The organism is Mesorhizobium wenxiniae, from assembly GCF_002284535.1.
Lineage (GTDB): Bacteria > Pseudomonadota > Alphaproteobacteria > Rhizobiales > Rhizobiaceae > Mesorhizobium > Mesorhizobium wenxiniae.
Genome location: NZ_NPKH01000035.1, coordinates 223,063 through 236,447 on the forward strand (window position 1 = coordinate 223,063; position 13,385 = coordinate 236,447).

Below are 13,385 nucleotides of genomic sequence, written 5' to 3' on the forward strand. Positions count from 1 at the left end.
CCTGGATGGCGTCTGAACGAGGCTTGACAGGTGCGTTGCGACGTTTGGCGTCGGACATGAATTTCGCATTGCAAAGTTCTTCCGCAGACGCCTCAAGCACACTGCATCGGCGTCACGTACTCAAACGTTGAATGCGGCACCGCACCATCACCTCAGGCGGACCATGGCACGCGCGCTCGGTTGATACCGTCCTCTCCAAGCGAGACTGCGACATCGCCGCCTCCGCCTTGAAAACGCGGAGAAAGCGGGACGCACTGACTTAGGTCAGAGACAGGACGAGCGCGCAACGAAAGAATGATGGATCAGCGACGTGGGACGACAGCTCCTTGCACACCTCAATCCTGACAAAGTACCGGGACCCCCGGCCGCCTTGGTATACCATCTATCCGACTGTGCCAGACTTCTCTGCGGCGGTTGGTGCTGACGATTATGAGGAATGGCTGGGGGGCCTCCCGGCCGACGAATCGGTGTCGCTCTATTTCCACATTCCGTTTTGCCGATCCATGTGCTGGTATTGCGGCTTCCCTACCGCCGTCACCCGTCGCAACGGCCCGATCCTTAATTATTTGGCGGTGCTGCGTCAGGAGATCAGTTTGGTGTCGGAGCAAGCGCGGCAAGGGCTGCCGGTGAGCGATGTGCATTTCGGCGGCGGAACGCCTCACCTTATCGGGCCAGCCGAGCACTTAGCGCTGATGGAATTTCTACGCCGCCACTTCGCTTTCAGCAAAACTGCTGCGATCGCCGTGGAGTCGATCCCCGAACGTTCACACCGGAAATGGCCGAAGCCTTGGCAGCTACCGGTGTCAACCGCGCGAGCATCGGCGTGCAGAGCTTTGATCCCGATGTGCAAAAGGCGATCAATCGGATCCAGAGTAAGGTGCAGACGGCCGCTGCCGTCGAAAATCTCCGCCGGCATGGCGTTGGCCATATCAACTTCGATCTCATCTTCGGTCTCCCGAAACAGACTGTGCAGTCCTGCATCCAGACCGCGATGGCTGCGGTCGCCATGCGCCCCAACCGGTTTGCGGTGTTCGGCTACGCGCATATTCCTTCCGTGATAAAGAATCAGCGCCTAATCGAGCAGGCAGGTCTACCGGACGGCGATGTTCGCGCCGAACAGGCTGCAGCTGTCGCCGAGACACTGGTTGGCGCCGGCTACCGGGAGATCGGGCTCGATCATTTCGCTCTGCCGGACGACGAACTCGCGCTAGCGCAGAAGACCGGGCGCCTGCGGCGTAATTCGCTGGGATACTCGGCCGATACTTGCAAAACCGTGATCGGCTTCGGCGCGTCGGCTGTTGGCCGAGTCGGCGAGGGGTACGTTCAGAACGAAGTAACACGGGATTCTTACGCCCGGCACATCGCAAGTGGACGTCTGGCGACATCAAAGGGCCACCGGCTGACCGACGATGACCGGGTGCGCGCAGCAATCATCGAGCGACTGATGTGCGATTTGGAGGCCGACGTGCCGACCATCTGTGCCGCCCACGAAATCGAACCAGCTCGTTTTCTCGATTCAGTTGAGCGTTTGGTGACGCTGGCTGAGGAGGGGATCGTGGACGTCGAAAACGGCTTCATCCGCGTGCGGCCGGAGCACCGCTTTGTTGTTCGCGCCGTTGCTGCTGCATTCGATGCTTTTCTCGCGAATCGATGAGTTGAGGCCACGACTCCGAAGGCATCAGACCTTGTTTGGCGCTCGTCGGCATGGGCTCTCGCAGAAGACTCCGCAAGCGCATGCAGGGGACTTCCACTTGACGCCGCGTTCATCATCATCTCGCCTGGGTGCGCTCGATCGCACAACTCGGAGCACGCTGCTCTCGGCGTGAGGCTGTGCTCTGCAAAGCACCGGTGATCCACCCTGTCCCTGGATAGCAGCTTGATGGCGTCATCTTGGAGGACGAGAAAAGATTGTCGAGGTACGGGTACGAATTGCCTCGGTCGTTCGTTCAATCGAAAGCACTGTCTGCGGAGGCACCTCTCCTTCATGCAGTGACAGGAGATGCTGGCCGACTTCCTTATCTGCTGCGGTGAGTCGATGATTTAGGCGGAGAAAGTCCATCCAGGTGGGGGTGCGGAATGTCTCCGTCCAAAGTGACGGTGTTTGCAGATTTCGCTGGAGCGTCCAGTTTCGTGCACCGGCACGGCTCTGGACGTGTCGCCGCGTGCGCATGTAGCCCAGAAAGGCCTCGATATTTTCCTCCGATATCAAATACTCGACCTTGGCCACGATAGGGCCACTTCTGGGTTTCAGATCGAGAGCCACGTCCGGCGGATGAAAAACTGAACTTTCTTGATCCGTTTCTTCCCAGGGACGGACCGGCAACACGATCCCCGCTGCTGCAACCAGCAACAGAGCGCCCGCGGCGCCCTCCAATGCTGAGGTCAAGGAATAGTTTTGCGCGACAGAACCCCAGATCCAGCTGCCAGCAGCCATACCGCCTGCGCTCAAGGCGTAGTAAATGGAGAGCGTGCGGCCTACAACCCACCTTGGGCTTGCCAACTGCACCGACACGTCAATGCCCGTCCAGGTGATAAGCCAACCCGCTCCGCCGAGCGCCAGCGAAATGGCCGCCACAGGAACCGACGATGTCAGGGCAAGGGAGAGGCAACAGACTGCACAAGCCACAGAGGCGAAGGCCACCAGCCTGTTTTGAGACGTGACCTTCCTCAAGAAGCCGTTGCCCATGCCCGCGATGAAAGCACCCATGCCGAAGCCGGCCAATAAGATACCGTAGACAATTGGCCCACTCTTCAACTGATCCCGGACGACGAGAGGGAGCAACGCCAGAATGGAGATGCTTGCCAATCCGAAAAGAGCTGCTCGGGCGGTCGCTGCCCTGATCTCCAAAGACATCGCCGTAAAGCGCACTCCGTCATGAATTGCCGTCGTCATTCTCTCACGAGGGAGAGGCGAAGAGCGGACCTCCCATTTGGTGCGCCATATCGCGCTTATAGGCGCCAGATCACTCACCGCAGCCAAGGCGAAAGCGGCCAGCGGCCCAAAGACGGCCAGGATCACGCCCCCTAAGGCCGGACCAACGCTGCGCACAATGTTGTATCCGACGGACATAAGCGTCACTGCGGCCGGAATGTCGCGTTTGTGAAGGATATCGCCGACCGAAGCGTGCCAGGCCGGATCATTCAAGGCAAAGCCGCAGCCGGCCAGGAAACCTAACCCGAGAATCAGCCAAGGACTGACAAATCCCAGACCCACAGAAATCATCAGCGTCATCGACGCCCATGCTATCAGGCAGTGTCCCGCAAACATCACCCACCGGCGGCTGAAGTTGTCGGCAATGGCTCCGGCGAAAACTGAGAGGAAGAACACCGGCAGTGTGGATGCGGCCTGGACGAGAGCCACCATAAGGTCGGACGCTGAAATCGTTGCCATAAGCCAACTGATGGCGACCGTTTGCACTAGCCAACCGAGGCTGGAAATCTGGGTGGCCGTCCAAATTGAGCGAAACACCTTGTTTCGAAATGGGGCGAGCGTCTTTGAAACGGGCGGTTGAGGATTTTCGCTCTGCATGAGGTTTTGCTGGCCTTCGATGAGCGCTGCGATTTGAGCAAGTGGGTCGATACTTAGACATCGCGGAGCACCGCACGGAACCCAGCTCTATGGAGCTTGCCGGCGACTATTTGCGTATTGAGCCATTCTCATAGTCTCATTCATGAGCAGTCCTATGCGCAAGCGTTGCTTTGCTAAATTCCCACGACAAGCGCGCCGCCGCTGAGACCCGCACCCGCTGCCGCCAAGAGGACTTTCTCGCCAGGCCGAAACGGCTGCGCCCGATGGGCGAGCGACAACGAGAGCGGGATCGTCGCGGCGGAAGAGTTGCCATATTCGGCGATCGTCTTGACCATCGAGTGATCTGTGATGCCGAGGTTCCTGCCGACCGCGTCGAAAATGCGAGCATTGGCCTGATGCGGCACGAAACGATCGAGGTCTTGCGGCCTCAGTCGGGCAGCAGTGAGCGCGTCTCTCGAGCAGGCGGTCATCATCTCCACGGCCTTGGCGAACACTTCGCGGCCATCGGTGATCGTCATCCGGGTCTGCTCGAGGTCGAGGCCGCCATGGAACGGATTGTTGCTTCCACCGGCAGGAATCTGGATCAGCCCGTAACGCGAGCCGTCCGAATCCACCGAAGCGCCGAGAATGCCTCGATCCGGGTCATCGCACGGACCGATCACCACCGCGCCGGCGGCATCGGCAAACAGCACGGCGCTGGCGCGCTCGGCCGGATTGATGCGGCGGCTGAGGATGTTGGCGGCAATGACAAGGCTCGCTTTGCCATGCAGGCGAGTGAACCCGTCGGCGAACATCAGCGCATAGATGAAGCCGGCGCAAGCGCCGGTCAGGTCGATCGCGCCGGCGCGACCTAGTCCCAGCCGATGTGCGACCAGGGGCGCGCTTGGCGGCAGAAGATGATCGGGTGTGGAGGTAGCGAGCAACAGCAGGCCGATGTCGCCGCGGTCGATACCGGCATTGGTCAGCGCCATGTCGCCGGCGTGCGCGGCAAGGGCCGACAGCGTGTCTTCGTCCGCTGCCCAGAAGCGCGACCGTATCCCGGTGCGCCGCTCGATCCAGCCGGGTTCAAGCCCGAGACGATCTTCGATTTCCGGATTCTCCACCTTGCGCGCGGGCGCATGATGGCCAAGCCCGAGAATGCGCGATGATCGGCTCATGGCTTTGAGCCGAAGCGTTCGCCGGCCTCCTCGATGGCGTCATAGAGCCCATCCAACTCGTTGCCGGTAATGCAATAGGGCGGCAGAAGGTACAGGACATTGCCGAGCGGGCGCACGAGCAGGCCGCGCTCAAGAAAAAAAGCGCGCAGTTTTGGCCCGATCTCGGCCAGATAACCGGCTGAGCCGGTGCGTAGGTCGAGTGCCGCGATGGTGCCGGTTGTCCGGCAATCGGTGAAGCGAGGGTTGTCGCGAAAGCGTCGAAGCCCGGCGGCCTGTCGCTCGCTCAAGGCCGCGATCCGATCGGCCACCGGCTCGTCGTGCCAGATCTCGACATTGGCAAGTGCCGCCGCGCATGCAATCGGATTGGCGGTGTAGGAGCTCGAATGGAAAAACGTCTTCTTGCGATCCTCGGAATAGTGAGCCTGGAAGATGGCATCGGTGGCGATCGTGGCGGCCAGCGGGATGGTACCACCGGTCAGACCTTTCGAGGTGCACAGGATGTCCGGCGAGACGGACGCCTGTTCGCAGGCGAACATGGTTCCGGTGCGCCCCCAGCCGGTCATCACTTCATCGGCGATCAGCAGCGTGCCGGCGGCCTCAGTGATCCTCTTCAATTCGGTCAGAACCCAGGCCGGATACATGAGCATGCCGCCGGCGCCGAGCACGAGCGGCTCGACGATCAGCGCGGCGGCGCGCCGGTCGCGGGAGAGTGCCTCGAACCGATCCAGCGTTTCCTGCTCGCGCCCGGCGGCCGGGAAGGGGATGGTGTCGACCTCGAACAGCAAGGGCTCGTAGGCGGCGTTGAACACGCCACGGGCGCCGACGCTCATCGCCCCGATCGTGTCACCATGATAGCTGTGCTCCATGACGACGATGCGCGAACGCGGCGCGCCGATGTTGCGGAAATAGCCGAGCGCCATCTTCAGCGCGACTTCGATTGAGGTCGAGCCACTGTCGGAATAGAACACCCGGTCAAGGCCGGCGGGTGCGAGGCCGACAAGCGCCTCGGCCAGGCGCTCGGCCGGCTCGTGGGTGAAGCCCGCGAAGATGATCTGGTCGAGGTTCGACGCGGTCGTCTCGATGGCCTTCATGATGCGGGGGTGGCGGTGGCCATGAGTGACGACCCACCAGGAAGAAATCGCATCCAGGATGCGGGAGCCGTCGGCCTTGTGGAGATAGGCGCCTTCAGTCAGCACGATTTCAGGGATCGAGGGCTCTAGCGCGTGCTGCGTGAACGGATGCCAGACTCGAGACTGCGCCATCAGTCGCCTCCGGCAATCATGGCCAGGTCGAAGCCGGAAATCATTGCATCTCTCAACGTTTCACCCGTCAGCGGACCGAGGTGCGGCAGCCTGCCGAGCTGCGGCACGCCGCCGAATTCCACGATTGTCCTTTGCGTATCGGCCACCTCTTCGCCCATGAAGGCAATGCCGATGAGCGGGATGGAGCGGGCTCTCAGGGCCTCGATCGACAACAGCGTATGATTGATGGTGCCGAGCGCGGTGCGGGCGCACAGTATGACCGGCAGCCGCCATTGTTCGAATATGTCAATGAACCTTGTCTGTCGATTGAGCGGCACCATCAGCCCGCCGGCGCCTTCGATGACGAGCGGTGTCGGCAGGACCGGAAATGAAAGATCGTCGGCCTCGATCGCGACGCCGTCGATTTCGGCTGATCGATGCGGCGACAGCGGCATCGTCAGTCGATAGACTTCGGGCAGCACGCGTCCGTCGGGCAAGCCGGAAAGCCGGGCGACGACCTCGCTGTCAGTCTCCTCGTCGAGGCCCGATTGCACCGGCTTCCAGTAGAAGCCGTCGAGCAGCCCGGCAAGTCCGGCCGAAAATACTGTCTTGCCAATTTCGGTGTCTGTTCCGGTGACGACGATGCGTTTGGTCATGCTGTGGCCAACACCTCAACGAGAGCCTCGACCATGGCGGAAATGTCGGTCTCGTCGACGTTGAGCGTCAGCGAAATGCGCAGGCGCGATGTGCCCTCGGGCACCGTCGGCGGACGTATGCCGCGTATGTCGAAGCCGCGTGCCTGCAGGGCCGCCGCCACCGCCATGGTGCGCCCAACGCCGATGACAAATGGCTGGATCTGCGAGCCGCTGGGTACGACGCCGCAGCGCTCGGCCAATTGGCGGCCGGCGCAGGCAACGCGTTCCTGCAGCTGAGCGCGGCGCATGGGCTCGTCGGACAGAATAGTCAGCGCTTCGCGCGCCGCGACCGCCATCAGCGGCGAGGGCGCGGTGGCGTAGATGAACGGCCGGCACCGGTTGACGAGATAATCGCACAGTGTCCTCGGCCCGGTGACGAGTGCACCGGATGCGCCGAGCGCCTTGCCGCATGAGTGGAGCGTGACGATGTTGTCGCGGCCTTGGCACGCGGCGGCCAGTCCCCGGCCGTCCGGTCCCCAGATGCCGGTGGCATGCGCTTCATCGACGACGATGAATGCCTGGTGCCGATCGGCCATCGCGACCAGGCTCTCCATCGGCGCGCGGTCGCCATCCATGCTGTAAAGGCTTTCGACGGCGATCCACACGCGCCCCGTGCCGCCTTCGGCGCGCCAGCGGGTGATTGCGTCCTCGACAGCGTCGACGTCGTTGTGCGCGGCCAGCTTGAACTCGGCGCGCCCGGCCTGCGCGCCCTCATGCATGCTGGCATGGGCGAGTTCGTCGAGGACCAGCAGGTCGCCTTTCTGCGGCAGCGCGGTCAACAGGGCGAAGTTGGCGATGTAGCCGCTGCCAAAGAACAGCGCACGGTCGGCGCCGAAGAATGCCGCGGCGTCCGCCTCCAGTTGCTCATGTTCCGGTGCGTTGCCGCGCAACAGCCGCGACCCGGTGGCGCCAACCGGCGTGCCCCGCGCAATCGCCGCCGCAACCGCTTCGCCAAGTCTTTTGGAGGCGGCAAGTCCGAGATAGTCGTTCGACGAGAAGTCGAGACCGGCGCGCGGTGCGAGCGTCCGCAACCGGTCCTTGCGCGCCAGTCCGCGCAAGGATGCGTCATAGCGGGCAAGAATTGCCTCGTTCATTGCGTGGCGAGTTCCATCGGCTCGATGCCGAGACGCTGGAACAGAAGGCTATCCTTGTCCTCGCCGGGATTGTCCGCCGTCAGCAGCGTGTCGCCGACAAAGATCGAGTTAGCGCCGGCAAAGAAGCACAACGCCTGCGTTTCGTCGCTCATCGCCGTCCTGCCGGCGGACAGCCTTACACAGGATTTCGGCATCATCACCCGCGCGAGCGCAACGATGCGGACGAAATCGATCGGATCGATGGCGTCGGCCGCGGCAAGCGGCGTGCCTTCGATGGGAATAAGCATGTTGATCGGCACGCTTTCCGGCGGCTCGGGCAGGTTCGCGAGCGTGACCAGCATGTCGATGCGATCGGTCTTTTCTTCTCCCATCCCGACGATGCCGCCGCAGCAGACTTTCATCCCAACCGCGCGCACGTGCCCAAGCGTTTCCAGCCGGTCGGCAAAAGTCCTGGTTGAAATAACCTCGCCATAGTAGCGCTCAGAGGTATCGATGTTGTGGTTATAGTAGTCGAGACCGGCCTGCTTCAGGCGAGCAGCTTGCTCAAGATCGAGCATGCCGAGCGTCATGCAGGTCTCCATGCCGAGCGCCTTGACGCCCTCGATCATGGCGACCACAACGTCCATGTCGCGCTCCTTGGGACTTCGCCACGCTGCGCCCATGCAATAGCGCGTTGCGCCGCCATCACGCGCCTTGGCCGCTTCGTCGATGACATGCTTGACGTTCATCAGCTTCGACGCCTTCACCCCGGTTTCGTAATGCGCAGACTGGCTGCAATAGCCGCAATCTTCGGGGCAGCCGCCGGTCTTGATGCTAAGGAGCCGCGACAGCTGCACTCGGTTTCGATCGAAGTTCTGGCGGTGGATCGTCTGAGCTAGGAACAGCAGATCGTTGAATGGCATGCCGTAGATGGCCTCAGCCTCTTTGCGGTTCCATCGCGGAGGCGTTCCATCGACCGATTGCATGGTCTGGTTCACGTCGAACTCCGAGTTCATTCCAACCGTCATCGTCAAACCTTTGTTGCTAGTCCGGTACGCCTTCAGGAGTCTGTCGACCGGCAAGCTCGGTCCGACTTGGCTTTGGAGCGCACTCGCTAAAAGGCGAGCTGCGGCACGTCTTTCCACCGCCTTCCTACGCCTGCCGAGCTGATGTTGCTCCTCATGCCGTAATCCTCAGTTCAAATGCTTGCAGATGTTCTGGTGGTCCGGCATGTCCAGGCCGATGTCGAGGATCGGGGCGCTGTGCGTCAGCCATCCCATGGAGATGAGATCGACACCGGTCGCCGCAATCGCCGCCGCCGTTTTCGGCGTCACCCGACCGGAAGCCTCGGTGATCGTACGGCCACCCACTATAGAAACCGCGCGGGCAAGATCCTCGACCGACATATTGTCGAGCAGCACCGCGTCAACACCAATCGCGAGCGCTGCATCGAGCTGCTTCAGCGTGTCGACCTCAACCTCGACCTTCACCATATGCCCTGCGGCGGCGCGCGCCCGCTCTATTGCTGTGCGGATATCGCCGGCGATCGCGATGTGATTGTCCTTTATGAGCACGCCGTCATCGAGGCCGAAGCGGTGATTGGCACCGCCGCCGACGCGCACGGCGTATTTTTCCAATACCCGCAGGCCGGGCGTCGTCTTTCGCGTCGATACGATCCTCGCCTTGTGACCGCGCACGGCCTCAACCATCGCCGCTGTGGCAGTGGCAATGCCGCTCAGCCGGCACAAGAAATTGAGGGCAGTGCGTTCGGCCGTGAGCAGGCCTCGCGCGGGTCCGGACAATCTTGCAATGGTTTCCCCGGCCCCGACATCGCTGCCATCAGGGCGCCAGATCTGGATGTTGATCGCCGGTTCCACGAGCAGGAAGGCGTACGAGACCAGATCGAGCCCGGCAACGACGCCCGCCTGCCTCGATTTGAGCACCAACGTGGCAGTGCAATCATGCGGGATAACCGCATCGCTGGTCAGGTCGCCGCATCTGCCCAGGTCTTCGAGGAGCGCACCGCGCACAATCGGTTCGATCAGGGTCGCGGGGAGGGGGGAGAATGAAATCACATCAGGTGCTCCGTATGGTAGCCCGGCAATCGAGTGCGGCCGCGGCCCGCATTGCGCTGTGCAGTGTCAGCCGTGATGGGCGCGCGTCGGCATCGTGGAGCGGGAAATCGGACCGACAGTGCGCGCCTCGACTCTCTTCCCGCCCCAGGGCCGCCACGGCGATCATCAGTGAGACCAAAGCCGGACCAGAGGCAGCGACATTGTCAGCTGCGATCGGCAGCAGGGTCGCCACCGCTTCGCGCATTGCCTCGCCGTCGCGGATGATACCCAGGGCGGCGGAGACAATTGGGCGGACCGCGGAAGCGTCTGGTCGTGGAGGGACGAATGTGGAGCATCTGCGCGGTCGCCGGGTATACGACGTGCCGGCAACGCTTTCGGCAACCCAGCTCGCGGTGACCGCCGCTTCGGTGAGCGAGTTGCTGGCCAGGCGGTTGGCGCCGTGCAGGCCGGTACAGGCGACCTCACCGCAGGCCCACAATCCCTCGATGGAGCTGCGGCCGGCGCTGTCTACGGCGACGCCGCCCATGTGATAATGTGCCGCCGGGCGCACCGGGATCGGGTCGGTCGCGGGGTCGACCCCTGCGCTCCGGCACAATTCGGCGATGCCTGGAAAACGCTTGCCAAATCTCGGGCCGAGACTTTGCCGTGCATCCAGGAATACGCGGCGTCCAACGGCAAGCTGGTGCCAAATGGCGCGCGCGACGACGTCGCGAGGCGCAAGTTCACCGCCAGGTGTGTCAGCGAGGAAGCGCTCTCCTCGCTCATCGATGAGCACCGCGCCTTCGCCACGCACGGCTTCGCTCACCAGCGGCATCGGCCGGCGCGGACCGTCGAGCGCAGTTGGATGGAACTGTATGAATTCCAAGTCGGCGAGTTCCGCCCCCGCCCATGCGGCGAGCGCCAGCCCGTGACCCCATGAGCCAGCGGGGTTTGTCGTATCGCAAAACAGCCCGCCGACGCCGCCGGTCGCCAGCACCGCGCGACGCGTGGGCAGAGCGAGCGCGCCGGCTCGTCCTGCGGCGACCACGGCGATGACCGACCCGTCCTGCACGACCAGCCGGCGGACCTCCACATTTTCGATAGTGGTGATCGAGGCTGTACGCCGAACCGCGGCGATGAGCACGCGCACCAACTCGCGACCGGTGGCGTCGCCGGCTGCATGCACAATCCGCCGTCGCGAGTGTGCCGCCTCGAGCCCAAGTCGCAACGCGCGGTCAGGGTGCTGGTCGAAGGCGACGCCGAACCTTTGGATCGTCCTAATCGCTTCGGGTGCAGCTCGGACCACTCGCCGCACCGTGGCCTCGTCGCAGAGTCCGTCGCCGGCAGCTATCGTGTCGCAAAGGTGAAAATCCGGGCCGTCGTCGCCGCCGAGACTTGCCGCAAGACCGCCCTGGGCAAGCTCACTGCAGGCTCCGGTTCCAAGCGGCGCGTTGGTCAAAAGCACGACCGGTTCCGGCGCCAGATGAAGCGCCGTCATCAGGCCGGCAATGCCGCCGCCGATGACGACCGGCGCCCCGGCGATGTCGCGAACCTCCAGGCTCATAGGGAAAGCATGCGCTCGACCGCGCGGCGGGCGGGGCCGGCAATTTCCGGATCAATCCGGACCTCATGCCGGTTCTGCTCGAGCGCGGCGCGAATGTTGGCCAGGTTGATGCGCTTCATGTGCGGGCACAGGTTGCATGGGCGAACGAACTCGACGTCGGGATGCGCGACCGCGACGTTGTCGCTCATCGAACATTCGGTCAGAAGGACGACACGCGTCGGTTTCTCCCGCTCGACATAATCCGACATCGCTGCGGTCGAGCCGGAGAACTCCGCCTCCGCGACAACGTCTGGTGGGCATTCTGGATGGGCCAGCACGATGACGCCTGGATGGGCATCGCGCAGTTCCCGAATGTCTGCTGCGGTGAAGCGCTCATGCACCTCGCAATGGCCTTTCCAGGCGATGATCTCGACGTCTGTATCGGCTGCCACGTTCCTCGCCAGATATTCGTCCGGCAGCATCAGCACACGCGCCACGCCAAGCGATTCCACCACCGCCTTCGCGTTGCCGGACGTGCAGCAGATGTCGGACTCCGCTTTTACGGCGGCCGATGTGTTGACGTAAGTAACAACGGGGACCCCCGGATACCGCAGCCGCATTAACCGCACGTCGTCTGCCGTGATCGATTCGGCCAGCGAGCAGCCGGCGCTGAGATCCGGGATGAGCACGGTCTTGTTCGGATTGAGCAGTTTTGCCGTCTCGGCCATGAAATGAACGCCGGCAACCACGATGATGTCGGCGTCGACCGTCACCGCCTTGTGGGCCAACGCCAGGCTGTCGCCGACGATGTCTGCCACGCAATGAAAAATTTCGGGCGTCTGGTAATTGTGCGCCAGCACCACCGCATTGCGCTCACGCTTCAGCGCTAAGATGGCTTCAATATCGCCGGCGAACGCGAGCCATTCAACGGGAGGGATCACCCGCCGGACACGCTCATACAGGGACGCAGCCATAGGTAACGCCCCAGCCATTGACGCCTCGATTATATTCGGTTTGACAATAAGGGAATATGTCTACCTTGACTATAAGTATGTCAAGCCCGCGCCAGCGGTAATTTTGTCCCGGCGATAGCCCTGTCGTCGAGAACGGCATGGCGGAAGCGATAAAGCTTCGCCGGTCGGCCGCCCGTGTCGAGGGAGGTCTCCCCAGTCTCCTCAACAAGATCCTGCTGCTCGACCAGTCTCCGGAAGTTGGGCTTGTTGATGAGCCTGCCAGCCAGAGCTTCCACGGTTCGCTGCAGTTGCAGCAGCGTGAAGGAAGGCCGCATAAGCTCGAACACGACCGGCCGGTATTTGATCTTCGAACGCAGCCGCGCAATCCCGGTTGCCAGAATGCGACGGTGGTCAGCGACCATTGGTTTGCCAGCCGCGGCCGCAATCGCGTCCCTGCCGCCACCGGCCTCTTCAATCAGAGCAGCTTCATAGAGCAACTCGTAGCGTTGGAGCGTGAGTTCCTCGTTCCAATGGCGGTCGTCGAAGCCGAAGGCTATCGCAGCGCGCTGCCGGCGCTCGCGTTGAGTGGTCGGCTCGCTGGCGCTGCCGGCCCACTCAATCAGGCGGGGCCGCAATCTATCGAGCAGCACAGGCGGCGTGCCGAAGCGGTGGTCCTCCCAGGGAAAATATTCGTACCAACTTTGCCAGCCGCACGCGGTCAAGTTCGTTGCCTGTTCCTTCCTGGTCAATGCGAGATAGCTGATTGAGATGACGCGCTGGTGGCGCTCAGTGCCGATGCGATCGCGATCGGCGAAGGTGTAGAGTTGCTCGATGTATCCCAGTGCATGGCCAGTCTGCTGCTCCACCCACCCCCTCAAACCCGACTGCAGCGATCGATGCTCAAGCGCAAAAGGTCCAGAAGGGAGGGTGTCCGCATGACCGACGGTGAGGACACAGGGCTCACTGTCGTTAACGGCGACCACGACGGCAGTCAGGTCCACTTTGGCTTCGTCAGCTTTGACGGCGGCTTTGCCTTTCTTGGTTCTTCTTGTCTGAGGATCCATGTTTGCGAAAGTGGGTTGGCCCAACGGAGCGCCTTAATCGATTGAATGTACCCTTGGCAGCCAGCACGTCAACACC

At 62.5% G+C, this 13,385-nt stretch carries 10 protein-coding genes and 1 pseudogene; 1 reads left to right on the top strand and 10 read right to left on the bottom strand.

The annotated features are described in order from the left end of the window. Positions 1-326: 326 nt before the first annotated feature. Positions 327-1,654, top strand: a pseudogene (hemN, locus tag CIT31_RS28405) (oxygen-independent coproporphyrinogen III oxidase). 231 nt (positions 1,655-1,885) lie between these two features. Here the strand turns inward: hemN and CIT31_RS28410 are convergent. The 10 genes from CIT31_RS28410 to CIT31_RS28455 all read right to left on the bottom strand — a co-directional run bounded on the left by CIT31_RS28410 (position 1,886) and on the right by CIT31_RS28455 (position 13,309). Further along, the gene (locus tag CIT31_RS28410) at positions 1,886-3,529 is read right to left on the bottom strand and encodes an MFS transporter (protein ID WP_095521260.1); all 1,644 of its coding nucleotides are present in this window, start codon (positions 3,527-3,529) and stop codon (positions 1,886-1,888) included. 173 nt (positions 3,530-3,702) lie between these two features. Beyond that, positions 3,703-4,686, bottom strand: a complete 984-nt coding sequence (locus tag CIT31_RS28415) for a beta-ketoacyl-ACP synthase III (protein WP_091595821.1) — start codon at positions 4,684-4,686, stop codon at positions 3,703-3,705. After that, positions 4,683-5,948, bottom strand: a complete 1,266-nt coding sequence (locus CIT31_RS28420) for an adenosylmethionine--8-amino-7-oxononanoate transaminase (protein WP_091595819.1) — start codon at positions 5,946-5,948, stop codon at positions 4,683-4,685. The genes CIT31_RS28415 and CIT31_RS28420 overlap by 4 nt, the downstream gene beginning before the upstream one ends. After that, on the bottom strand, positions 5,948-6,583 hold the full coding sequence (gene bioD, locus CIT31_RS28425) for a dethiobiotin synthase (RefSeq protein WP_095521261.1): 636 nt from the start codon (positions 6,581-6,583) through the stop codon (positions 5,948-5,950). The genes CIT31_RS28420 and bioD overlap by 1 nt, the downstream gene beginning before the upstream one ends. After that, positions 6,580-7,716, bottom strand: a complete 1,137-nt coding sequence (locus CIT31_RS28430; RefSeq protein ID WP_029354886.1) for an 8-amino-7-oxononanoate synthase — start codon at positions 7,714-7,716, stop codon at positions 6,580-6,582. The genes bioD and CIT31_RS28430 overlap by 4 nt, the downstream gene beginning before the upstream one ends. Beyond that, complete coding sequence (gene bioB / locus CIT31_RS28435; protein ID WP_236370746.1) at positions 7,713-8,681, bottom strand: biotin synthase BioB; 969 nt, start codon at positions 8,679-8,681, stop codon at positions 7,713-7,715. The genes CIT31_RS28430 and bioB overlap by 4 nt, the downstream gene beginning before the upstream one ends. A gap of 207 nt (positions 8,682-8,888) precedes the next feature. Beyond that, positions 8,889-9,767, bottom strand: coding sequence for a carboxylating nicotinate-nucleotide diphosphorylase (nadC, locus tag CIT31_RS28440; RefSeq protein ID WP_029354890.1), 879 nt, complete (start codon positions 9,765-9,767; stop codon positions 8,889-8,891). 4 nt (positions 9,768-9,771) lie between these two features. Then, a complete protein-coding gene (locus CIT31_RS28445) occupies positions 9,772-11,313 on the bottom strand; it encodes an L-aspartate oxidase (protein ID WP_029354892.1) in 1,542 nt (513 codons plus the stop codon). After that, positions 11,310-12,284 carry a quinolinate synthase NadA gene (nadA, locus tag CIT31_RS28450; RefSeq protein ID WP_029354894.1) on the bottom strand — a complete coding sequence of 325 codons (975 nt, stop codon included), beginning with the start codon at positions 12,282-12,284 and terminating at the stop codon, positions 11,310-11,312. Before nadA ends, CIT31_RS28445 begins: the two co-directional genes overlap by 4 nt. Positions 12,285-12,346: 62 nt before the next feature. After that, positions 12,347-13,309 carry an NUDIX hydrolase gene (locus CIT31_RS28455; protein ID WP_095521262.1) on the bottom strand — a complete coding sequence of 321 codons (963 nt, stop codon included), beginning with the start codon at positions 13,307-13,309 and terminating at the stop codon, positions 12,347-12,349. Positions 13,310-13,385 lie beyond the last annotated feature (76 nt).